Below are 24,582 nucleotides of genomic sequence, written 5' to 3'. Positions count from 1 at the left end.
ACACCGACCACCGCTTAGGATTTATTACTTAACATATTTCTGTCGGTGAGACACCGACCGATAAGGACTGCCCAAACCGAAGTACGCTACACCTGCGTTCCTACAACAATAAGCGATGCATTTTTTGAAGCGCATTGACTGTACTACTATTAAAGTTGTTTCCCGTGCTTCGCTATATCCCTTCGCTGCGCTTTGGGGATGCCGCTATGCCCGGGGCTAAGCACGCTTTTTCTGCAAGGAATCTATTGCTTAAAATTCAAAGGGCCTGAATGAATTGCCCTTGGTTACTACACAGCCCCAGGTTAACTAAACCTTATTGTAGCGGCTATACTTTTTGCTGCAGAACACATCATGTGTGCAATTACTTTCACAAAAAGATAGAAGCGGAAAGAAGGGCTGCCCAAACCGAAGAGCGCTGCACCTGCTTTCCAAAAAGTGGTGTGTATGAAACAGCCTCTTTTTAATCTTTTACAATTTTACCCTTTTAGCTTTAGGTTCTGGCTTTTCAGGTAATTGTATCGATAAAATCAAATCAATGCTTTCCGAATTGGTTTCATAATCGGCTGCAATTTTTTCCCATCTTTTTAATTCTGCCTGTAAGGTCTCAATTTCCTTACCTAATGATTCGATCTTATTCTGGATTGATTTTCTAACGTTTGTATTTGCCATAACACAAAATTATGATTTGATGGCATATCTTTAAACTTCTTTATTGTAAACATGGATATAAAAAATGCTAAGCGTTCTATTTCAGTGAGTTTTATTCTTATAAAATTTTCAACAATAGTGAAGAACCGCCAAATTTGTTTTCGATAGCGTAAAATTGTGCAATCATTTGTTATTTTTACCCAACATCCCTGATAAATATGAAGAAAAACAATAGCTGCGATCTTAAAACCTGCTTTATGTGCCAACTCACATTAAAAGAATGGCATCCTGCTATTGAAGGTCATAAACGGAATTTTATTGCAAAAAAAGGGGAGGTGATTATCAAAGAAGGCGATCCTGTTAGTGGTGTTTATTTTGTAACTTCAGGCAATGTGAAAGTGCATAAACAATGGGGCGATAAAGAACTGATTTTACGCTTTGCAAATGATGGTGCCATAATCGGACATCGTGGAATTAGCAGCAACACTTCTACCTACCCAATCTCAGCAACTGCTTTAGAAACCACTAAACTTTGTTTTGTAGATATCGAATTTTTTAAAACCACCATAAAAGTAAACCAGGAATTTGCCTATGGTTTATTGATATTTTATGCAGATGAACTGCATGCTTCGGAAAAGAAAATGCGTAATTTGGCTTTAATGTCGGTTAAGGGAAGACTTGCTGTAGCCATTTTAGGATTAAGAGATCAGTTTGGACTAGACGAAGAGGGTTTTTTAAATCTGGCTTTAAGCCGTCAGGATTTAGCTGCTTTTACTGGTGCAACTTATGAAACCGTTTTTAGAACAATGAATGAGCTACTCGCTGAAAAATTGGTTGTAGTTAACGGAAAGCAGATTGGCATTTTAAACGAAGGTGGATTAATGGATTTGAGTAGTAAATAATTAAGGTTTATACTTTTTAAGTTTTTAAAATTCGCTGTTGTCACCCTGAGGGTTAATTAATTGTTTAAAATCAATATGAGTGACGTACAACTGTTTTCTCTTATTCTACGGCGCGGTCTTGCCTCGGCTCGCCGCCGCCGAAGGGCTCTTTCTTTTTGGTGTCAAAAAGAAACAAAAAACACCGGCTGAAAATTTTTCTTTCGAAGCTAGTAGGTTGGCTTAGGCAGTGCAACCCGAAAAATTTGTTAGGCCGGATTTAAGCAGAACGGGGATATCGTGCTATGGCCTAGCTTGGCGGAAATACTAAAGTAATTAAAGTTCTGATTAATAATAATTTGTAAAATAACGTCAATTGTAGCGTAGTCGAAGTGTCTTTTCAAAACATTTGTTTCGCCAGACTTAATTAATAACAAGTTTTAAATTATTGATACAATATGTTGGGAATCGTTTTATGTGGCGGACAAAGTTTGCGTATGGGTACTGATAAAGGTTTGCTTAAGCATCAGGATAAACTCTGGACGCAGGTGGCGGCTGATAAACTGATATCGCTAAACCTCCCAGTAAAGTTTTCAATTAATCCATTACAGCACCACATTTATACAGGTTATTTCGGCGATCAGCAGCTGATTGTCGATGATCCTTCGCTTGACGTTAGAGGGCCATTATTGGGCGTGCTTTCTGCACATTTATCAAATCCTGAAGAGGATTTGTTTTTATTGGCTTGCGATATCTTATTGATGGAAACCAGATTGTTGGAAAAACTTATCCATTCAGCCAAAGCTGATGGTACTTTCGACGCCTATATCTTTACCAAAGATGGGCGACAGGAGCCCTTATGTGGGATTTATAAAGCGGAAGGATTGAGAAATATTATAAATCTGCTAAAATCCAATGGATTAGCCAGGCACAGCATGAAATACACTTTAAGTAATTTTCGGGTTTGTGAAATTAGCGTAGATGATCATGAATACCGTTATTTTGGGAATTTTAACTCACAAGAGGAGATAAAACGGTATCGTCACCCTGACCTGTAGTGCAGCGGAAAGCTACGAAGTAAACCGAGCCTTAAGCGAGCTCACCGCATGTAATTCATTTCAGGGTCTATTTGCAAAAAAAAAGATGCTGAAACAAGTTCAGCATGATTATCGAGTTGATAAGCGTTTAGAAACAAATAAATTATTGCTGCAGATTTACAATAATTGTAATACGGACTGATCTATTTTAGTGAAATTACTTTTCTCTCCTTCGCAAAGTGCACAACAATAATCATCCGGTAAATCTTTAAATGCCGTACCTGGATTAATGTTATTTTCAATTTCCCCGATCCGCTCGTTGTACACGGTTAAACAATTGTTACATTGATATAAAAAAGTGCCAACTTTTATTGCGGTTTCTTCTACTTGAGAACTCTGTTTTTGCTTACCTGTTTTAATAGCATTTAAACGGTATTTGTAAAATTTAAATATAGCCCGCCTGAGTTGTTCTGGCAGTAGAAAACCGGGGTTGCTCCGGCTAAAGATTTCGCCGGTACGCTCGTTGGGGTTGAAATCTTTCGCACACAAAATATCATAAACTGGGAACAGTTTCATACCCAGCAAATTAATAAGATGACGTTTCTGGATCAGAATGCTACTAAAAACCTCACTTTTTTTGCGGGTTTTAATACCAAAGCAAATGCCAAAGGTTCGGGTATCATCAATGCTTAAATGTTTAACCAGTAAGCTTTTCAATGCTAAACCTTCGTTGCAGTTATCTTCCACCTGAAAATTTAGCTCGTTGGCCGCATGCCGCATATTAATCTCATATTCTTCGAGCAGGGCATTCCAGAGTTTTTTATCTTTCTCGTCAATCCCTTTTACAATAATGGTTTTCCAGGATGTACAGCACAATTGACCGAGTTTGGTATCTAAACAAAGCTGACAAAGTTTTTTTAAAAATGCGATGCTGAACAGTTCATCACGCCTGTAAATACCCAACCAGTATTTGTTGTTATAGCGGTTCAAACCCTCGTAATAAGGCAGGTTGAATGAAGAAAGGGAAACTGTATTTTCTGCGGCTTTAAGAATAAAATTGTCCTGGTCTAAAAGGGCAAAAAGCTCTTCGCCATTAGCCAAAGTATTATCTATAAAGCGCGTTGGATTATTTTTGATAATGGTTTCTAACGACTTGGTTACCTGTGCGATGTGGTTAGTGTAACAGAGTTGATTCCACTCGTAGGTTACATTTGTTTTAGGAAAGCGGATAATCAGGTGCCAGTAATGTTCTGAATGTGAAGAGGCAATCCAATTAATATTCCCTGTTAGCATGGGCGTGAAACTCTGGTCGCTGTCGCAGATATTTACTTTTACAGAAGGTTTAAAATCGATGTCATCCAGAATATCTTTATATACGCCTTCAGTAAGCCAGGTTTTACGGATAAAAATTTCTTCGGCCGGATATGAGCTGATGATGTTCGGGAAATTATTGCTATCTATTTCATAATCGATCCTAAGTTTATCCAGTTCACCGGTAAATATATCGATATTGTAAGTTGTAGTGTCAATCAATAACTGCTGACGAAGGCCAAAACGAACATATTGGATTCTTGCTTTTGTTGCCGCAACCAGAATGTTATACAGATTGCCCGGTGATATAATGCCGCCTGAAAAGTTAATGATAATGGTTTGATACATGGCTTAAGGATTTAGAAGTCCAAATTCTATTATTGCTTTAGAGAAATTCTTATTTTCGTGCCCTGGCCGGCATAGTTTTAAAAGTGCAAATCTTTGGATATTAGTGAGTTTTCTCCATTGGTTGATGGAAAGATGCAATTGAAATTCAGCCAGTTTCTCCTTAAGCATTGCAGGGATTTGATGTAAATTTCCCCAGTCGGGTAAGGGTTCGATGGCCAGAGTTGTCGCCTGGTTTCCTGTATATTTAGTGATCAAGCCAATTAAAAACTGATGATACTTATCAGTTTGTTGCTGAGTTGAAATTGGAAGTGAGGCCAATTGAACTCTTTCAGTAGGAAGAAATTTGCTCCATTCGGCCAATTTTAGTTTTATTCCTGCGGCATCCATTTTAAAACGCACAATCATCGGGATACAACGTACATTTTCTTCAATAAAATCTTCTTCGAACTTAAAATATTCAATCCCTTTAAGGTTTTTAAATTCTGAAGGAGTGAGTTTTATTTTCATCATGTTATTTTAGTTTAAATATTCTTTAACAATCTATCGTCATTCCCGCGTAGGCGGGAATCTTAATGTTGTTGTTTCACGATTCCCAATACTTTACTAATAAACGGGTTTGAAAAATTCGTCGTCATCTCGACCGGAGCAACGCGAAGTGGAGAGATCTTTGTATCAAGTTATTGAAATCAAATTTAAAAGATTTCTCCACTGCGGTCGAAATGACAATAATTCGTGGCCATTCACTTTCTTTATCCATCTGTCCATTTATATTGATTTTATAAAATAAATTACCCCTCAGGTATGATACACGTTTATAAAGAACCAACACAGTTTATCATTATTCTATTAAAGCAGGTTTTCGTTCTGTCTTAAGCACATTTACAAACGAATCTAAAATCGCTTTTACTTCTGGTCTGCAACTACCACAGCCCATTCCGGCACCTGTGAGCTGGCAAAGTTGCAAATGATCTTTGCAACCGTCTTTTATTTTGTTGATCAGATTACCCTCACCAACATTATTGCAGCTGCATACTGTTTTGCCGATGATGGGTTCGGTTGTTTTCCCACTTCTTAACAGCTGGAGTCGCTTTTCGCTCAACTCCATTTTATTTTCAATCAGGTTGCGGAATTCCAGAAACTCACTCTTATCGCCAATTAATATCGCTCCAACCAACTTATCGTTGTGTACAATACATTTTTTATAATAGCGTTTGGCCTTGTCGATAAAAACAATTTCCTCATAAGTAGGGTCGTTATTAGGTATTTCTACCAAACCCAATGAACAGAGTTCTAAACTGTGCATTTTGAGGATATTCATAAGCAAGCTACCCTGGTAAAATTTCGCTATATCTCCACAAAGAAACCGCGCTACAATTTCGGCCTGTTGCTCTGCTGCTGCAGTAATGCCATACATCTGACCATTAAATTCTGCAATTTCGCCAATGGCATAAATGTCCTTTTCATTGGTTCTCAGGTATTCGTCAACCACTACTCCTCGTTTGCATTCAATTCCAGCTTCTTTAATCAGTTCTGTGTTTGGGACAGTACCTATGGCAATTACTAACGATTCACAATCGAGCAATAAACCGCTTTTTAAACGCAGACCCGAAATGCTTTTTTCACCGATAATACGGTCTACCTCATCGTTGTAGAAAATTTCTATGCCTTTGCTAATTAGTTCTTCGTGCAGTAATTGACTGCCTAATGCATCTAACTGACGCCCCATTAATCTTGATATCCTTTGGATTATCGTCACTCTTGATCCTGTTTCGGCCAAAGATGTAGCCAGTTCGATTCCTAATAAACCACCGCCTACAATCACTACTTTTCCATTTGTGGTGTCGATGTGTTTTTTAAAGCTATCAGCATCGTTACGACTACGCATAGTAAATATGCCGTTTAGCTTTGGGAGATCTTTAAGTACAAAAGCCCTGCTTCCGGTGGCCAGAAGCAGAACGTCGTAATAATGAACTTCTCCGTTGCTATCGGTAATGGTCTTGTCTTCTTTATTGATTTTGTCGATACCTAAACCACGGTGTAGTTTTATCTTATAGTCTGTTTCCTCACTGTCGCTCATTTTAATGAGGTTATGCCAGGGTAAAGTGCCAATAATATAATCGGGGAGAAGTACCCTGTTGTAAAAGGGGAAATTCTCTTTGCTAAAGATCTCAATATCATCTTCAGTATTTAAGGCCCTGTAACTTTTAACAAAACCACAGGCACCGGCACCTGCACCGATCACAATAATCTTTTGCCGGGCTTTTTTATATAGTTTAACTTGTACAGCGCTGAATTTGAAATCAGGTTCTTTGCTCTGCGGATCGACCAGGTTATTGGTGAGATTATTTACCCGGTTTAAATCACTTTTTAAAATTTTGCCCCAGTGCATGGGCATAAAAACTACTCCGGGTTTAATGTCTTCAGAGAATTTTGCTTTTACACGTACATTTCCACGTAAACTGGAAATTTCGATAATATCATTGTCTTTAATATTTCGAACTTCTGCATCAATAGGATTAATTTCTAAAAAAGATTCGCTGATGTGCTGGTTCAGTTTATTTACCTTGCCTGTTTTGCTTCGGGTATGCCATTGGTCTCTGATTCTTCCAGTGGTTAAAATCAAAGGGTGTTGTGGCGTTAAAGCTTCCGATTGGTTCTGATCATCAAATGATAAAATATTCGCCTTTTTATCTGGCGTATAAAACTGGTGGTCGGTAAATAACCTGGCTGTTCCAAAGGCATTTTCTTGCCTTGGGTACGGCCATTGTACGGCTCTTTTCTCTCTTAAAATTTCATAATTAAGTCCGCTGATATCGATATTAGTTCCTTCCGTAAGGGCTGCATGTTCATCGTATATTTCGCTTGCATTTTTAAAATCGAAACCATGATAGCCCATTTTTTTTGCAAACCGGCAGATGATTTCCGAATCTGGCAGCGCTTCTCCAGGTGCTTCGGTTACTTTGCTGAGGTGAGAGATATAACGTCCTGCGTTGGTCATAGTGCCTTCTTTTTCAACCCAGGCCGCTGCAGGCAAAACCACATCAGCATATTTTAAGGTTTCTACAGTATTGCTAATATCCTGAACAACTACAAATTTTGCTTTTTTTAAACCTTCTTCCGCTACGCGAACATCGGGCAGGCTGATGAGCGGATTGGTACATAAAATCCATATTGCTTTCAATTTACCGGTATTCAGCTCATCGAACATTTCGGTGGCAGTTAACCCTGGTTTAGCTGGTATGGTGCCCAAGGGGATCTGCCAAAATTTCTCGACCTCATTACGGTGATTTTCATTGTCTAAAACCCGATGTGCAGGTAACAAATTACTTAAACCGCCAACTTCGCGCCCCCCCATGGCATTGGGCTGTCCGGTAAGTGAGAAAGGACCGCTTCCAGGCTTGCCAATGTGACCTGTAATCAGATTCAGGTTAATTAACGAAAGGTTCTTGTTAGTACCCACCACACTTTGATTAAGCCCCATCGTCCACATGCTGATGAAACCTTTTGCATTACCGATGTGAGATGCAGCTAAACGGATGTCACTTTCTTTGATGCCACAAATAGCCGCTGCCTCTGCCAAAGAGGTAGCAAAAACGGTAGCCTGGTATTTTTCGTAACCATTAGTGCTGTTGATGATAAAATCACTATCAATTTTTCCATCTTCAATCAAACATCTGCCAATAGCATGGTGAAGGGTAATATCGGTACCCGGATTAAGCTGTAAATGAACATTGGCGATTGAACAGGTTTGTGTTTTCCGGGGGTCGCTGACAATAATTTTTAAATCAGGATTTTTCTGTTTTGCGGCTTCAACACGGCGCCATAGGATAGGATGGCACCATGCTGGGTTTGCGCCCGCAACAAAAATACAATCGGTAATTTCAATATCATCGTAACTAATGGGTACAGTATCTTCACCAAGACTCATTTTATAACCAACAACCGCACTGCTCATACATAAGCGGCTGTTGGTATCGATGTTATTACTACCGATAAATCCTTTAATTAGTTTATTTACTACATAATATTCTTCTGTTAAACACTGTCCGCTGGCATAAAAAGCAACACTGTCCGGGCCGTTTTTTTTAATTAATGCTTTAAAAACAGCTGCTGTCCTTTCCAATGCAGTATCCCAACTTACCCTCTGGAGGGGCATGTTTTTATTGTAGCGCATTTCGGGGTAGAGCAGCCTGTCACTTTTGTCATTTGCTGTATAATGAAGATTCATGCCTTTACTGCACAACAACCCTTTATTTACAGGATGGTTTTTGTCTCCTTCAACAGTTATCCGCTCATGGATATCTTTATTTACCACAATACCACAGCCCACCCCGCAATAACAGCAGGTGGTTGTTTTATTCGGCGATATATTTTTTTCTTCTTTCAAATGATCGGCTTGTATAGTAGATTTTGTTTTGTTCTTTATTTGCCAGGAGTAAGGACCAGGTCTTCTATCTCAGCAGTTTTTTGTGCCATAACGGTTCTGAAGATGAATACTGCCACGCCGATTCCGAGGATGATAAAACCAAGTAGTGTAAAAGCACTGGTATAATCGATGAGGTCTTTTTGAACGTTAAGGCCATTTTCGATTACATTTTTAGAAGCATGACTGGCTTTGGCTTTAAACATAAAGGCAATAAGCATGGCTCCGATATTTCCGCCAGCGCCTACAATACCTGCTACACTACCAACTGCAAGCGGATTAATGAATGGAACAAGGCTGTAAGTTGCACCATTGGCCATTTTTAAACTTAAGCCGAAAACAAACATCATAAAAATGGCCATTCCGATATTGCCCGATTTTGCGAACCAGATTAAACCGATTCCCTCTACCAAAAGCAATAAAGCGAGTAAAAGTGTTTTGCCATCAAATCCCCATGTTTTACCAATTTTATCGGCAACAATGCCACCCAATGGCCTGGCAAAAATATTTATCCAGCCAAAAATACCTGCAACCATACCTGCTATAGCTATTGTTGCGCCAAAAGAATCTGTAAAAAAGATCGGTGCAAAGTTATCTACCGTAATTTCTACACCAAAACAGGCTGCGTAGGCAATGGTTAAAATCCAGGTACGGTAATCTTTTGCCGCGATCAAAAAGGTGTTTTTGGTGCTTTTTATGCTTTCATCTTTTAAATCCTTAAAGTCTCCCTGTGGAGAATCTAATGTATAACGGTGATATAAAAAAGCACAGATCAAAAGCATTACACCAGGAAATATCATGGCATAACGCCAGCTGTCTTCTGTGCTGCAAAAGCCCAGCGCGGTAATGCCTGAAGCAATTAAAGGCATAAATAAATTGGCAGCACCACCACCAGCGTTACCAAAACCTCCGGCTGTTGCATTGGCTGTCCCTTTAATATTGGGTGCAAACATAATTGAGGTGTGGAATTGGGTAATTACAAATGAAGCTCCGATTATGCCAATGGCCAGGCGGAAAAGTAAAAATGAAGTGTAAGAATGACTGGTTCCGATCAATAGTACGGGAATGGCGCAAAGCACCAGGAGCCAGGTGTAAATCAGTTTAGGACCAAATTTATCAATCAATCTTCCGATGAGTAAACGGGCAATTATGGTAGCCGATACGGAGGCAATTTGAATATTACCCACCTGATCTTTGGTAAGATGAAGTTGTTCTCTCGCTATCTTCATTAAAGGGGCCATCCCGAACCAGGCGAAGAAACAGAAGAAGAAAGTTAACCATGTAATATGAAAGGTCTTCATCTGAACACCTTTAAGCGAAAATATATTTAATTTATCTAGCGGTTTAGTAATGGAGTTTAGTGTCATAACGGTCTGTTTAAGCGTAAATAAATAAATGGTTCCTTTTAAAATTTATAGCCCAAACCTACACCAACGTTCCATTCGCCATTTTTGACTGCAGTTTTAGGGTTATAATATAAGGGCACTTGTAAGGCGATATGGCGAAATGCTGCCGTTAAACCAAAGCCAAGGTTAGGGGTAAGGGCCGTATTTTTTGGCGCACCGGCAGCTACTTTATCTTCTTTGATTCGTAAACTTGGAAGTAACCCCAGTAAAACTATGTAAGGTTTTTTGCTAAATTTTATGCTTGGTCCGGTACAGTTTATAAAAGCACCATGATCAACGTAACCAGCAACGATAGTTCCATCGAATAAAACGGCTTTAGTTTGCGATTTAGCAGAAAAAAAGAACAAGGTAAGTGCAAGGCAGCCTGTTAGGGCTACATAATTAGAAATTTTCATGTCGGTTTGGTTTAGGTTAAATTTTTATCCGGAAAAATTTAAATCTTACTGGGTCAGGTTAAGATTTTGGCGTAGTGCCAATATAAACAGTTCCGTTTTCTACCTTTACAGGATAGGTTTTTATCGCACATTCATCGCCGCTTAAACATTCTCCGGTACTCAATGAGAATGTTTTTTTGTGAAAAGGGCAGGCTACCTTAGGTTCATCGGTAGTAGAGCCAATCATTCCACGGCTCAATGCCATTTGCTTTTTGTGTGGGCATTCGTTTTGCGTGGCGTACCACTCATTTCTTCTGGTGAAATAAAAAAGTGCAATCTGATCTTCACCGTGTTTTACGCAAACGCCACCGTTCTCAATGGCATCCTCGACTCGGCAGGCAGCCAGCCAGTTTGATTGTTCATTCATAATTTGGGGTTTTATAAGGTTTGTAGAAGTTATTGATTAAACTGTTTTCCATTCAGCGGTCCTCTTTTGTCCGCGCATTTCAACAAATTCTATAGTTGGGTCTTTGTCTTCAGGTGCATTTACAAAATGAGAGAATCTTTTTCTGATGGCAGGATTTTCAACGGCCTCTTTCCACTCACATTTATAAGAAGCGATTAAATTCTCAATTTCATTTTCCCACTGGGTCGCCATTCCTAAACTATCATTAATAATTACATTCCGTAAGTAATCTATTCCGCCTTCCATTTTGTTTAACCAGGTTGCGGTTCGGGTAAGTGGATCTGCTGTGCGGATGTAAAACATTAAAAATCTGTCGATGTATTTAATGCAGGTCTCACTATCAAGATCTGTTGCCAATAAAAGGGCATGTTGAGGCTTGCTTCCACCATTACCGCATACGTATAAATTCCAGCCTTTTTCGGTGGCAATAATGCCAAAATCTTTACTTTGGGCTTCTGCACATTCTCTGATACATCCACTTACCGCCGATTTGAATTTGTGTGGTGCACGGATACCCCTGTACCGCTCTTCAATTCTGATGGCAAAACTCACGCTATCGTGCAAACCAAATCTGCACCAGGTGCTACCAACGCAACTTTTAACGGTTCTTAAACCTTTCCCGTAAGCATGTCCGCTTTCAAAACCTGCGGCAATTAATTCTTCCCAAATGATTGGAAGATCGTTGAGGTGTGCCCCAAACATATCAATCCGCTGACCGCCTGTAATTTTGGTGTAGAGGTTGTATTTTTTAGCTACCTCACCAATTACAATCAATTTGTCAGGTGTAATTTCTCCACCCGGAACCCTTGGCACTACAGAATATGAGCCGCCTTTTTGAATGTTCGCCAGAAAACGGTCGTTACTATCCTGCGCCACATCATTTCCTTTTTTAAGGATCATTTCGTTCCAAAGACTCGCAAGGAGTGAAGATACCAGCGGCTTGCATACTTCGCAACCGTCATTTTTACCTAAAACATCTAATACTTCGTCGTAACTTTTTAGTTCATGAATATGAATGAGGTCAAAAAGCTCTTGCCGGCTGTAATTAAAGTGCTCGCAGATTACATTTTTGATATATTTACCTTGCGATTTTAAGGTATAAGTCATTAAATCTTTTACCATCGGCAAACAACCGCCACAACCTGTACCTGCTTTAGTGCATTTTTTCAGGTCATCAATGTTTTCGCAGGAACCATCTGCTACTGTAGAGCAGATATCGCCTTTACTAACACCTTCGCAACTGCATATTAATGCACTATCTGGTAAACCTGTAATTCCGGCTCCGCCTGCAGATTCGCTTCCGCCACGCGCACCCAATATCAGTTCTGCCGGGTCTTCTGGTAAAACAATTTTGTTATTAGAGGTTTGCAACAGCAGGTTATACGCTGTTGCATCTCCAATTAATATACCTCCTAAAAGGTATTGCCCGTCATTACTAACATTTATTCTTTTATAAACTCCTTTGTGTTTGTTTTCGAAGATAATAGTGCGGCAATCTGGTTCGGCAATAAAATTATCACCAAAACTGGCTACGTCAATGCCAATCAGTTTGAGTTTGGTACTCATATCAAATCCGGTGAATGTTTTTTCGCCTTCACAAAGATTTGCAGCCAGCACTTCGGCCATTTCGTAGCCAGGCGCAATCAAACCATAAATCATTCCATCGTATAAGGCGCATTCGCCAATGGCAAATACAGCAGGATCGTTGGTTTGCATTTTTTCATCAACTACAATTCCACCGCGTGGACCAACCTCAATGCCGCAGGCTTTCGCCAGTTCATCCCGTGGTTTTATGCCGGCAGAGATTACCAGCATATCAACATCTAAAGCGGTATCATCACTAAACTTCAATGCAGTAATACGGCCATCACCTTCAATGCTCGTGGTGTTTTTATTTAGATGGATCTGTAAACCTAAATCCGCCAGCTTAGATTTAAGCATGTCGCTACCAGCAGCATCAATTTGCCTTGGCATTAGGCGCGGTGCAAATTCAATAATACTGGTTTTTTCGATCCCCAAATCTATCAATGCTTTAGCGGCTTCTAGTCCCAATAAACCTCCTCCTATAACTGAAGCTGTTTTAGCCTTTTTTGCATAACTACTAATAAGGTCAAGATCTTCTATAGTACGGTAAACAAAAACACCTTCTTTCTCAATTCCAGGTATATTAGGGACAAACGCGCCAGAACCCGTAGCAAAAACAAGGATATCGTAGCTATAATCTAAACCATTGGCGGTGTAAACTTTTTGAAGGTCGCGGTCTATTTTAGTAACCGGGTTGTTGAGAAATAGGGTAATATTTTGTTCCTGATACCAGTTTTCTGTAGAAAGGGAGAGGTCGTCGGCGGTTTTGCCATTAAAATATTCACTTAAATGAACACGATCGTAAGCCCTGCGGGGTTCTTCTCCAAAAACAATAAGATTAAAAGAAGAAGTTTTTGACCTAAGCTTTTCGCAGAATTTATATCCCACCATTCCATTTCCTATTACGATTATTTGTGGTTCTTTCATAAATCTCAAGGTGTTTAGTGTTTTTTTTTAGTTTCTGTTGGCTGTTTTTATTCCAGATTATTTGTTTTGATGTTTTTTATCATCAAATAATCATTATTAAATTATATATCTTAATATTTATATGATTTTTGATATACAAATATATATTTTAATTGTTTAAAAGTTAATAAAGAATGATTTTTATCATAAAATATTTAACTTTTTAATAAATTTTCATCACTTTTATATTTAAATAGTTAAATCATTAAAATTATGAATCAAAAAACTACTGATTTTGGACTTTTTATAATAGGCGGAGGTCCTGGAGACCCGGAATTAATCACCATGAAGGCTTTTAATGTATTAAAAAGAGCAGAAGTTATTCTTTATGACAACTTAAGTAATGAAAAATTGCTCGAAATTGCTCCTAAAACCTGTAAAATGATCTATGTTGGCAAGCAACCTTATGGAAAATACACCCCACAAGAGAAAATAAATGAATTAATCGTCGAAAATGCCCAAAATTACCAGGTAGTAGTGCGTTTAAAGGGTGGAGATCCTTTTATTTTCGGCAGAGGATTCGAAGAATTAATTTATGCGGAGGCCAGAGGCATTAAATGTCATTATATTCCAGGTATAAGCAGTATGCAAGGTGCAGGTTTTATCGATGTGCCCTTAACACACCGTGGAATTAGCGAAAGTGTCTGGATACTTACCGGAACTAAAAAGGACGGAAGTTTAACCAACGATTTAAAATGTGCCATGAAAAGTTCGGCTACAGTGGTTATATATATGGGCATGAAAAAAGTTGGTGAAATTTCTAAAGCCTATTGTGATGCGGGCTTAGGTGACATGCCTGCTGCAATTATTCAGCACGCTACCTTACCCAATCAAAAACAAGTAGTATGTTCGGTGCAGCATTTACAGGAATCTGCAGAACAGGCGGGTTTAACTTATCCGGCCATTATTATCATTGGTAATGTGGTGCAGGCTAAAGCTTATGCGAATCTGAATCAGGCAGAATTGTTGTCGGCGTAAATAGGCTCATTAGTTCAATTGTCATTAGTTTAACCGGTTAATTGATGCTAAAAGCTCAAACGCAGGCTTATTTCCTGATAAACAGGAGCTTATAGCAATTTCTAAAATCTTAACTTTCTTAACTTCTTAATGGTCAGCTAATGGTGTAAGTGCTTAAATTGGTTATCAACTCTGAATTAATCATCAATTAAGGACTTAAATGATCTTATATTTCTTATATAGTAAAACTGGTGAACGGCTATCGGGTCAACGTGAAAGATGCTTCATTGCTTTCAAGATGACAAAGGCTATTTATTATACTCCAGACTTCATACTAACGACTCTGGACTTATCTAAAAATATTTATCAAGTGTTAACCCATAAGTAAGGTTCAAGTTTTCGCTCCTGGTAATATTCAGTTTGTTATAGTTTAATGCTGTAGTTAAACTAATCCACTTGCGAAGTTTTAATCCAAGAGTTGCCGATGAGCGGATAATGTAATCACCTTTTCTGGAGAAGGAATTCTGCAAAAAATGATTACCATCAATGGTAATCAGTTCCTTTATTGCGAAATGATATTGTAACCTTAATGAATTCCGATAAGTGTGGTAGCTATCACCTACAATTAAGCTACTTTGATCAAATAATACCCCATCACTCAGGTTGATATAAGCATTGGGTTTATCTAATACGCTATAGGCGATGCCTCCACCAGCCAGCAATTGATTTTTTAATTTTAAAGAATAACTTGTATTGTAATTCACTAAACCCCAATAATAAAAATGAGGGAAGGTTTTATACAGGTTAAAATTTAAGGTAGTAGAAAAATCGTTATTGGTTAAACTGTTGTTCTGTTTACCATAAAGCCAGGCTGAAGTAGAATTTAATACGAAACTTTTCTTTTTAAGTCCAAAATTTAGTGCATTATTTAATAAATAGGCACGGTCTTCATTGGTTCGGTTAATCGATCCGGTTGAAGTAAGTAGAACATGGTAATTGGTACTATCGGCATATTGAGCAAAGGATTTCGCATAAAAAGAGCAGCATAAAAGTAATAGCAAAACAAACTTCATAAATAATTTAACATCAACTGCCCCTAATATGTTTAGCCTGATTTAATTTAGATCGTACAATTTGGGTACTGGCATATATTCCCGGTTCCAGATTATTTCATTATTTTCATTTTTATAACCTGTAGATATCAGTTCGATCCGGGGCTCCCTTGAACAATCTCTAGCATCTATCATTAAATAATGATAAAGTTTATCCTCATCAATTATTTCATGTCAGCAAAGATTAACGCATTTTCAACCGTTTTAAGGGTATATACTCATTTCACTTATTTAGGTTTTATATAAATGAAAATCGGAATATGTTTTATTCGTCTTTAGACACTCCATATTTAATGAACTGGTTCTAAAACTCATTCGTCTTACTCATTTTCGATTTATAAAAACTTTGATGCTGCAATTCTTGTTTAAATGCCAACAGGAAGGAATTTTAATTAATAAGCTATGAAAACTCAAAAAACACCTGCTAAACAGAACAAACAACCAGGCATAGAAGCGAAGATGGATCCAAGACCAGAAGTAATTAAAACAAATTACAGAGGTGCCGGAAAATTGAATGATAAGGTTGCGCTCATTACCGGTGGAGATAGCGGGATTGGCCGTTCAGTAGCAGTTCATTTTGCAAGGGAAGGTGCTGATGTAGCCATTGTTTATTTAAATGAAGATATTGATGCTAAGGAAACCCGGAAAATGGTGGAGGCTGAAGGTAGAAACTGTTTATTAATTAAGGGCGACGTTAAAAAGCCTGCATTTTGTAAAAAAGCGGTCGAAACAACCGTCAAAAAATTTGGAAAGATCAATATTCTGGTCAACAATGCGGGAATGCAGGTCCCTCAAAAAGATCCAAAAAAGATTGACGAAAAACAGCTGGAAGATACTTTCCGCACCAACATATTTGGTTATTTTTATTTTGCAGATGAAGTATTAAAGCATTTTCAGGCAGGCGATAGCATTATCAATACCTCTTCAGTAACGGCTTATCGCTCTTCGCCAAACCTGATCGATTATTCTTCAACTAAAGGCGCAATAACATCTTTTACCCGTTCGCTCGCTACAAATTTAGCCAAAACAGGGATCCGTGTAAATGCGGTGGCACCCGGACCTGTGTGGACACCACTCATTGTATCTACTTTTGACGAAAAAAAGATCAAATCTTTTGGGAGTGAAACGGCAATGGAAAGGGCAGGACAACCTTCAGAACTTGGGCCATCCTATGTTTTCCTGGCCTCAGATGATGCCTCTTTTATCACAGGGCAGGTAATACATGTTAATGGTGGAGAAGTGGTAAATGGGTAATTTCTGTTACCTTTAAAACTCCTTGAAAAATTATGGCATCAGATTCACCTAAAGATTGGCGTTTTAAACTGCACGAAGTTATTTACGAATCGAATACACCTGCGGGTAAAGCTTTTGATGTTGGGTTATTAATTGCGATATTTTCAAGCATTATTGTGGTAATGCTTGATAGTGTTGTTGGTATTCACCAACATTACGGTAAGCTGTTCAATATCATGGAATGGATTTTTGCCGCACTCTTCACCATCGAATATATTTTAAGGTTGGTGAGTATCCGCAAACCAATCAGGTATTTCATCAGTCCTTTGGGTATCATAGACTTGATTGCCTTATTACCATCTTACCTAAGTATATTTTTTATTGGTGCACAATCTTTGCTGGTTTTTAGGGCGTTAAGACTGCTGCGTGTTTTCAGGATTTTTAAACTCGGACATTTTTTAACGGAAATTAATTTCTTAACCCAAGCCTTAAAAAACAGTGTTCGAAAGATCAGTATCTTTCTGTTAACTGTTTTAACCATCACCGTAATTCTGGGTTCTATTATGTATTTGGTCGAAAAACGGGAAAATGGTTTTTCAAACATCCCCGAAAGTATTTATTGGGCAATTGTAACCATAACCACCGTTGGCTATGGCGATATTTCGCCTATTACGCCATTAGGTAAATTTGTAGCTTCTGTTGTAATGTTAATCGGCTATGCCATTATTGCTGTACCTACAGGAATCATTACCCACGATATTGCTATGGCTGCAAAACATAAAAAAGAAATGCCAGAATCGTGTCCGGGTTGTAGCAGGGAAGGGCATGATAGTGATGCCCTTTTTTGCAAATACTGCGGTTCATCTCTGTTTAAATAAAAATGCCAGACTATTAAAATCTGGCATCTTTAACGAAAATTATTGGTTTATAACATTTCACTATCTTCCTCATCGTAGGCATCTGGATCTTTATCAAGTTCTTCTATATCAGATTCGTTATAATCATCTGTTTCTGTTTCATCATCGTCTTCCGGACCTTCAATTTCTTCATTTAATTGTGTGCCTTCACCATCAGCATATTGCACTTCATCCTCTGTATATTCATTATCTTCAGATGACTCAGGAGTAGCATGACCATCGGCTGCATTTCCCTCCGAACGGTTGATCTGGAACTGTTCGATGTTTTGAATTTCTTCTTCTGGTTGATTGTTTTCTAGATTTTCCATAGCATAAATGTTTTCTTATAAGAACAGGTTGAAAACACATTAGGTTTAGGTAAAATGTAAATTATTAATCCCCATGCGTTGTAAGTTTTAGGCAGTCAATATTTTCCCTAAACCTTTTTACTTGTTAACAGGTTTTATTAATGTATTTACCTTTAATTAAGCCACAATGAAAAACCATTTCAATACCAGGAAAATAGCTTTAGTAGGAATGATCATTTCAACAGCGTCGTTTAATGCATTTGCAAAAGCAGAATGGCATTATACAAGATCATTTGATTACATCCAGCAACAAGATAGTTTAACCACTGCACAATTTTTGCAACAAGCGGCAATAGCAGGAATGAAAGAGGTATTGACCGGGAAACTTGCGGCAGAGAAAGCAACAGATAAAAAGATCAAGGCATTTGGCAAGATGATGGTTGATGATCATACCAGGGCCAATGAAGAATTAAGAGCATTGGCAAAACTTAAAAAAGTCAATTTACCAATGAGCAGGCCAGAAGGTGAACTGCGACCAGATGGAAGGGTAGATTCATCACCTGACAACATGCGAGATACCTCAAGAACCAAAAATGCCGGAGGTGAAGCAGGCAATACCGGACTGGCAAAAAAACCCACCAATGGTGCTACTGAAGCTGACGTGACCAATGCGATTGAAAAATTAAATAATTTAAGTGGAGCTTCATTCGATAAAGCTTATGTTGAGATGATGGTTGCCGATCATCAAAATGCGGTTTCTTTATTTGAAAGGGCAACGCAGTCTACCGATGCGCAGGTTAAAGCATATGCCAAAAAATATTTACCAGTATTAAAAAAACATTTAAAACACGTGAATGCTTTAGCCGCCAAATAAAGTTATTCTTTAAATATGAATAGCCGGTTTGATTTAACAGACCGGCTTTTTTATTTTCTGTTTTTATACAGCATTTTTCATCTTAAATCCAATTTGAATGCAAAAACTTTTTAACTTTATTTAACTAAAACGATTTATTAAACCTAACATGCAATTAATTATGAAGAAACATTTATCACTAATCATTTTATTACTTTCTTTTACAATAAAACTCTTTAGTGCACCGATAGAAATTCTGTCACCAGATAAACGGATTAAGATCTCGATAAACATTAAAGATAAGATTAGTTACGCGGTTACTTTTAATGGCGATCCTTTTTTGACCAATTCATACTTACAGCTCAACCTGGATCAGGCGAAACTTGGTGCAGATGCAAAATTGTTAAAGAAAACAATTTCCTCGGTTAATACCAGTTCGAATCCAATTGTTCCGCTTAAAAATCGTAGGGTACTCAATCAGTATAATTTATTACGATTGGATTTTAAAGGCGATTTCAGTGTGGAGTTCAGGGCTTATAACGACGGAATCGCTTATCGTTTCATCACCAATAAAAAAGATTCGATCATAGTTAACAGTGAAGATGTGCATCTTAATTTTAACGATCCGGTTAAAGCGGCTTATTTAGAAACAGGTGGTTTCAAAACTTCTTATGAGATTTTATACCGTCAAAACGAGCTGGGGAAAGTGAATAAAGAAAAAATGAGTGTTTTACCAATATTGTTTAATACAGGAAAATATAAAGCACTTTTATCAGAAGCCGATCTATATGATTATCCTTGTTTGTTTGTAAAAGCAACTAATGATAAAACCGTTGATGCCATTTTTCCAAAAGTGCCATTGGCTTTTGGAGAGGATGGAGACAGAAGTCAGAAAATTTTAAAAGAAGCCGGTTATATTGCTAAAACAGCTGGCAAAAGATCATTTCCATGGCGTTTTTTGGTTATTACCGATAAAGATACCCAGTTGGCTGCTAACCAAATGGTCTATAAATTAAGTACGCCTAACCAGTTGCAAGATACCAAATGGATAAAACCTGGCCAGGTTACCTGGGAATGGTGGCACAATGCATACGTTTATGGAGTAGATTTTAAATCGGGTTATAATCAGGATACTTATAAATATTATATCGATTTTGCTTCTAAATTTGGTATTCCTTACATTATTATGGATGAAGGATGGGCAAAAACAACTCTTAATCCTTTTGAACCTAATCCAACCATTAACCTGCAAGAGTTAATTGCTTATGGCAAACAAAAAAATGTAAAAATTGTACTTTGGTTTACCTGGCTGGCAGTCGAAAATAACTTCAACATTTTCGAAACCCTGGAGAAATGGGGCATTGCTGGGATGAAAATCGATTTTATCGATAGGAGCGATCAGTGGATAGTAAATTACTACACCCGTGTAGCTAAAGAGGCGGCTAAACATCATATTTTAGTCGATTTTCATGGTGCATTTAAACCAGCTGGTTTGGAGGTAGCTTATCCTAATGTGCTTTCTTATGAAGGCGTTATAGGTATGGAACAAAATATTGGCGGTGGCTTGGCCACACCGAACAACAACTTATTTCTTCCCTTTTTACGTAACGCCGTTGGTCCGATGGATTATACGCCTGGAGCCATGCGTTCGGCACATAAACAGGATTATAAACCTAGCTGGGTAAATACCATGAGCATTGGTACCAGAGCGCATCAGTTGGCTATGTATATTGTTTTTGAAAGCGGTTTTCAAATGTTGGCCGATAATCCTTTTAACTATTTAAGAGAGCCTGAAACCACTTCGTTTATTACCAGCGTTCCCGTTACATGGGATGAAACTAAAATCCTCGATGCAAGCGTTGGCGAATATATTGTTACAGCCAAACGTAAGGGCGAAAAATGGTTTATTGGCGCTATGGGCAACGATCAAAAACACGACTTGAAAGTTGAAACCGGTTTTTTGAAGCCAAATACAAATTACCAGATCACCCTGATCAAAGATGGTATCAATGCCGATTTTCAGGCGATGGATTTTAAACGTATCGTAAAACCAATCAAAGCAGGAGAAACAATCGACATCAATATGGTAAAAGATGGTGGTTTTGTTGCTGTGATTGAGCTACTTAAGTAGTGTAATTATAAATGAATCGTCAATCCTAATGCAAATAAATCACATCTAATGCATTAAGATCCCCAATCAAGTTGGGAATGACGACTTTTCAATAAATCAATGTAACTCCCTTTTTTATTAAGAAAGAATTGCTACTATACCAAAGGATAGCGCTATCCTTTGGTATAGTAATAGCTTTTTGATACTTCGTATCTATAATTTTGCCAGACATAAAAAGGCAAAAAAATGAAAATATTACATCTGATATCAAGCCCGAGGGGCGAAGCATCTTTCAGTATTAAATTGGGAAATGCGATTGTTGAAAAATTACAGGCCACAAATCCTGGAAGCACTTTAACTACACATGATCTTACCAATACCCCATTTCCCCATTTGGAAGAGGTACACATCAATTCTTTTTTTACACCGCAAGAAAATCACACGGCAGAATTTACGGAAGCGATAAAACATTCAAATGAGGCCATTGCCGAACTTAAAGATGCTGATGTGATTGTAATCGGTGCGCCGTTGTATAATTTCGGCATTCCTTCTACTTTAAAAGCATGGATCGATCATATTGCACGTGCCGGTCAAACATTCAGCTACTCAGAAAAAGGCCCTGAAGGTTTGGTAAAAAACAAAAAAGTATACCTGGCGATTTCTTCCGGTGGTGTGTATTCAGAAGGACCGATGAAACCTTATGATTTTACAGAATCTTATCTAAGATCGGTTCTTGGTTTTATGGGCATGACCGATATTACCGCATATCGCGCAGAAGGCGTAAGCATTCCTGATTTAAAGGAAGTGGCTTTGGATAAAGCAATCGAAAGTATATCAATTTAGATGGTTAATTAGTCATTAGTTCACTGGCCATTAGTAAAATTAAATAATCGACTAAAGACTGTGAACTAATGACTTTGAATTAAAAAATTACGCTGCTAAATATTTATCAACCCTGCTGGCAAAATCATTCAGATCAAAAGGTTTATTGATAAAATCTTCTGCATCGCACTTTGCCTTAACTGCATTTAAATGGTTATTGGCCGACATCATCATGACCGGAATATTGTATGTTTTAATATTTCGCTTAAGGGTATTACAAATGTCCAGCCCGTTTCCATCTGGTAACATAATGTCAAGAATTACCATATCTGGCAGGTGTTTACTCATTTGAAGCCAAAAATCGTTGGTGTTAGGGCAGGTCTTTACCTCATAAAGTTCTTCGATTAATAAAAATTCGATGATTTCTCGAATACTTGGATTGTCCTCCACTACATAGATGCACTTTTTCATAAGCTCTACTTTTATTACATGGATAACTCACCTAGCTATCAGATGTTTAAGATAGTTATACACAATATTGGAGTTATTAACCTTCCTCATCGCCCGTGTCATGCATTTCTATAATTTTCATGCTGACTAAAAAAAATATAAAAATAAATTTTGATACTAATTTTTTTAGTATAGATTTGCTTTTGAAGTGACAGAATACAAAGAATTTCAAGATAACTCTTTGTATTTAAAAGATGATTTTAAACAAAAAGCTTCTAACTTGGTTTTGTTTGCTGATATATTTATTTTTTATATGACCGTTACCGTTTTAGCCATATTCGAAACAGATTTTAGACCAGATCTTTCATTAGGTAAAATCATGAATGAAAGATTGAGAGTTGCTGCCGCAGATTTACAGGATATCCATTTGCAACATTTACAAGCCATCGGGCAACGTAGTGACGATCTGGTGGTGTATATCAGTTACAACCCAAAATATAAGATTAGATGGCGCGTTGTTAACGATGTGCCGGAGGATGTAGAAAACTTTGTAGCACAAACCTGCGGTAATTTAGGCTACATCCATTGGAAAACAGCTTCTGTTAATGTTTTTAAGGGAAGTGAATAATAAAGAAATGCGTTTTAAATAATATTTTTTTTAGCGATCGTCATTCTCGCGTATGCGGGAATCTTAAAGCGAAAAAAATTGCACTTATAATCAACTATAGGCCTGAATATTTGGATGGATGGTTCGCGGAAGTTAAAAATAAATAGCATGAAAGATGCTGAAATAAATTTAGCGTGACAATCCCCTCGATATGCGTAACAAGAGCGCAAAAAAAAACGAGTTACCATTAGCAACTCGTTTTCTTATTACAGTAGGGGAAGTATTAAACCAAAAACCCACCACCCAATAAATCATTTCCTTCGTAAAATACCGCCGATTGACCTGGTGCTATTGCTGAAACATTATGATCGAAAACCACACGCATTTTATCTTTTTCCTGAACAATTGTACTTAACATACCCGCATCTTTATAACGGATTTTGGTAATCACATCATTCATCGGCTCTTCAATGCTCGCATATTTTATCAGGTTAATGTTGCGTACCATAGCTTCGCGGCGTTCAAGCTCCTCAGCTTTACCTAAAACTACGGTATTGCTCTCAGGCAGAATTTGCGTCACAAACATGGGCTCACCAAATGCAACACCTAAACCTTTACGTTGCCCGATGGTATAGAAAGGATAACCTTTGTGTTGTCCAACAACCATTCCATTACTTAAAATGAAATTTCCGCCAGCTACTCTGTCTTCTAAATCCTCAACTTTATGTTTTAAAAAAGCTCTGTAATCGTTATCAGGTACGAAACAGATTTCGTAACTCTCCGATTTTTTAGCCAGTTCCTCTTGCCCCATATCTAAAGCCATCTGTCTGATGTCAGATTTCGCGAAACTGCCCAACGGGAATTTAGTTCGCGAAAGGTTTTCTTGCGAAACGCCCCAAAGTACATAAGATTGATCCTTATTTTCGTCTTTTCCTTTCGAAATTACATAACGGCCGCTGTCTTGCTGACGGATGTTAGCATAATGCCCGGTTGCAATAAATTCGCAATCCAGTTTATTGGCACGTTTTAAAAGCGCTTCCCATTTAATGTGTGTATTGCATAATACACATGGGTTTGGCGTTCTTCCGGCAAGGTATTCATCAACAAAATTATCGATTACATAATCGCCGAATTCGTCTCTGATATCGAGGATATAATGCGGAAAACCATAGTTTACCGCAAGTGTACGGGCATCATTAATACTATCTAATGAGCAACATCCAGTTTCCTTACTGCTACCACCAGAAGTAGCATAATCCCAGGTCTTCATAGTTAAGCCAATAACCTCATAACCCTGCTCATGCAACATTACAGCCGCAACCGAACTATCAACCCCGCCACTCATGGCAACCAGAATTCTACCGTGTTTACTCATCTTAAAAATATTGGACGCAAAAATAAGGTTTATTTAGCTGAAATTATTTAAAGCAAGTCAGTTACTTGTAAAAAGCGGTTCCCAAATTGCTTAAGCTTATCACTTAGATGTCCTGAGATGGCTTAAGTGGTCAATTTTTTTTGAAAACGAGTGGTACGGTGTTAATAGGAATGTTAGTCCTGCTCCCTTCAAGTCCTCGCTCATGCTTCGCTCCAGGCTTTCCGTTCTATCAGGTTTATTCAACAACGTCTGTACCTATAAATTAAAAGAAGTCAAGTTTAAAATAACACGGTGCAATAAACTTGACTTCTTTGACAATGAAAAAGAACTCGCATAAACCTCGCAGGTTTTAAAAACCTGCGAGGTTTGAATTACAATAAGTTGTACCTTCAAGCCTATTAAATGTATTTTTTATTTT

21 protein-coding genes are annotated in these 24,582 nt (G+C 38.0%); 9 read left to right on the top strand and 12 right to left on the bottom strand.

What is annotated here, in order from left to right:
- Positions 1-468 precede the first annotated feature (468 nt).
- Positions 469-669 carry a hypothetical protein gene (locus BCL90_RS16100; protein WP_121285015.1) on the bottom strand — a complete coding sequence of 67 codons (201 nt, stop codon included), beginning with the start codon at positions 667-669 and terminating at the stop codon, positions 469-471.
- Positions 670-866: 197 nt separating this feature from the next.
- On the opposite strand from BCL90_RS16100, the gene BCL90_RS16095 reads away from it, so the two are divergent.
- Entirely contained in the window at positions 867-1,550 is a 684-nt protein-coding gene (locus tag BCL90_RS16095) for a Crp/Fnr family transcriptional regulator (RefSeq protein WP_121285014.1), read from the top strand.
- A 434-nt stretch (positions 1,551-1,984) separates the two neighbouring features.
- The gene (gene mobA / locus BCL90_RS16090; RefSeq protein ID WP_121285013.1) at positions 1,985-2,584 is read left to right on the top strand and encodes a molybdenum cofactor guanylyltransferase; all 600 of its coding nucleotides are present in this window, start codon (positions 1,985-1,987) and stop codon (positions 2,582-2,584) included.
- Between the two features lie 156 nt (positions 2,585-2,740).
- Here the strand turns inward: mobA and BCL90_RS26035 are convergent, their stop codons facing one another.
- The 7 genes from BCL90_RS26035 to nirB all read right to left on the bottom strand — a co-directional run bounded on the left by BCL90_RS26035 (position 2,741) and on the right by nirB (position 13,402).
- Positions 2,741-4,222 carry a rubredoxin gene (locus BCL90_RS26035; protein WP_121285012.1) on the bottom strand — a complete coding sequence of 494 codons (1,482 nt, stop codon included), beginning with the start codon at positions 4,220-4,222 and terminating at the stop codon, positions 2,741-2,743.
- A 3-nt stretch (positions 4,223-4,225) separates the two neighbouring features.
- Positions 4,226-4,732, bottom strand: coding sequence for a nitrate reductase associated protein (locus BCL90_RS16080; RefSeq protein WP_208529886.1), 507 nt, complete (start codon positions 4,730-4,732; stop codon positions 4,226-4,228).
- Positions 4,733-5,060: 328 nt separating this feature from the next.
- A complete protein-coding gene (locus BCL90_RS16075; protein WP_121285011.1) occupies positions 5,061-8,609 on the bottom strand; it encodes a nitrate reductase in 3,549 nt (1,182 codons plus the stop codon).
- 35 nt (positions 8,610-8,644) lie between these two features.
- Positions 8,645-10,012 carry an MFS transporter gene (locus BCL90_RS16070; RefSeq protein ID WP_121285010.1) on the bottom strand — a complete coding sequence of 456 codons (1,368 nt, stop codon included), beginning with the start codon at positions 10,010-10,012 and terminating at the stop codon, positions 8,645-8,647.
- Between the two features lie 38 nt (positions 10,013-10,050).
- Positions 10,051-10,446: a hypothetical protein gene (locus BCL90_RS16065; RefSeq protein ID WP_244095097.1), complete on the bottom strand. Its 396-nt coding sequence runs from the start codon at positions 10,444-10,446 to the stop codon at positions 10,051-10,053.
- Between the two features lie 58 nt (positions 10,447-10,504).
- A complete protein-coding gene (gene nirD, locus BCL90_RS16060) occupies positions 10,505-10,852 on the bottom strand; it encodes a nitrite reductase small subunit NirD (RefSeq protein WP_121285009.1) in 348 nt (115 codons plus the stop codon).
- A gap of 36 nt (positions 10,853-10,888) precedes the next feature.
- Entirely contained in the window at positions 10,889-13,402 is a 2,514-nt protein-coding gene (nirB, locus tag BCL90_RS16055) for a nitrite reductase large subunit NirB (protein ID WP_121285008.1), read from the bottom strand.
- 252 nt (positions 13,403-13,654) lie between these two features.
- Here nirB and cobA point away from each other — a divergent pair, with 252 nt between their 5' ends.
- Positions 13,655-14,419, top strand: coding sequence for a uroporphyrinogen-III C-methyltransferase (gene cobA / locus BCL90_RS16050; RefSeq protein ID WP_121285007.1), 765 nt, complete (start codon positions 13,655-13,657; stop codon positions 14,417-14,419).
- Positions 14,420-14,751: 332 nt separating this feature from the next.
- Here cobA and BCL90_RS16045 read toward each other — a convergent pair whose 3' ends face one another.
- Entirely contained in the window at positions 14,752-15,471 is a 720-nt protein-coding gene (locus BCL90_RS16045; protein ID WP_121285006.1) for a DUF481 domain-containing protein, read from the bottom strand.
- A 441-nt stretch (positions 15,472-15,912) separates the two neighbouring features.
- On the opposite strand from BCL90_RS16045, the gene BCL90_RS16040 reads away from it, so the two are divergent.
- A complete protein-coding gene (locus BCL90_RS16040; RefSeq protein ID WP_121285005.1) occupies positions 15,913-16,764 on the top strand; it encodes an SDR family oxidoreductase in 852 nt (283 codons plus the stop codon).
- Between the two features lie 32 nt (positions 16,765-16,796).
- Positions 16,797-17,621 (top strand): ion transporter, encoded by an 825-nt coding sequence (locus BCL90_RS16035; RefSeq protein WP_121285004.1) that lies wholly within the window; start codon positions 16,797-16,799, stop codon positions 17,619-17,621.
- Between the two features lie 47 nt (positions 17,622-17,668).
- Here BCL90_RS16035 and BCL90_RS16030 read toward each other — a convergent pair whose 3' ends face one another.
- Positions 17,669-17,968 carry a hypothetical protein gene (locus BCL90_RS16030; RefSeq protein ID WP_121285003.1) on the bottom strand — a complete coding sequence of 100 codons (300 nt, stop codon included), beginning with the start codon at positions 17,966-17,968 and terminating at the stop codon, positions 17,669-17,671.
- 166 nt (positions 17,969-18,134) lie between these two features.
- Between BCL90_RS16030 and BCL90_RS16025 the strand changes: the two genes are divergently transcribed.
- The 3 genes from BCL90_RS16025 to BCL90_RS16015 all read left to right on the top strand — a co-directional run bounded on the left by BCL90_RS16025 (position 18,135) and on the right by BCL90_RS16015 (position 21,753).
- A complete protein-coding gene (locus BCL90_RS16025; RefSeq protein ID WP_121285002.1) occupies positions 18,135-18,821 on the top strand; it encodes a DUF4142 domain-containing protein in 687 nt (228 codons plus the stop codon).
- Between the two features lie 160 nt (positions 18,822-18,981).
- Positions 18,982-20,931 carry a glycoside hydrolase family 97 protein gene (locus tag BCL90_RS16020; RefSeq protein ID WP_121285168.1) on the top strand — a complete coding sequence of 650 codons (1,950 nt, stop codon included), beginning with the start codon at positions 18,982-18,984 and terminating at the stop codon, positions 20,929-20,931.
- Between the two features lie 225 nt (positions 20,932-21,156).
- Positions 21,157-21,753 (top strand): FMN-dependent NADH-azoreductase, encoded by a 597-nt coding sequence (locus tag BCL90_RS16015; RefSeq protein ID WP_121285001.1) that lies wholly within the window; start codon positions 21,157-21,159, stop codon positions 21,751-21,753.
- 87 nt (positions 21,754-21,840) lie between these two features.
- On the opposite strand, the gene BCL90_RS16010 is transcribed toward BCL90_RS16015, so the two are convergent.
- On the bottom strand, positions 21,841-22,203 hold the full coding sequence (locus BCL90_RS16010; protein WP_121285000.1) for a response regulator transcription factor: 363 nt from the start codon (positions 22,201-22,203) through the stop codon (positions 21,841-21,843).
- A 187-nt stretch (positions 22,204-22,390) separates the two neighbouring features.
- On the opposite strand from BCL90_RS16010, the gene BCL90_RS16005 reads away from it, so the two are divergent.
- Positions 22,391-22,810 (top strand): hypothetical protein, encoded by a 420-nt coding sequence (locus BCL90_RS16005; protein WP_244095096.1) that lies wholly within the window; start codon positions 22,391-22,393, stop codon positions 22,808-22,810.
- A gap of 262 nt (positions 22,811-23,072) precedes the next feature.
- Here the strand turns inward: BCL90_RS16005 and mnmA are convergent, their stop codons facing one another.
- Positions 23,073-24,164 (bottom strand): tRNA 2-thiouridine(34) synthase MnmA, encoded by a 1,092-nt coding sequence (mnmA, locus tag BCL90_RS16000; RefSeq protein WP_121284999.1) that lies wholly within the window; start codon positions 24,162-24,164, stop codon positions 23,073-23,075.
- Between the last annotated feature and the right edge of the window lie 418 nt (positions 24,165-24,582).

It is taken from the genome of Pedobacter alluvionis, from assembly GCF_003664035.1.
GTDB lineage: Bacteria > Bacteroidota > Bacteroidia > Sphingobacteriales > Sphingobacteriaceae > Pedobacter > Pedobacter alluvionis.
Note: the sequence above shows the minus strand (reverse complement) of the source record. Positions and strands in the feature narration are given on the sequence as shown.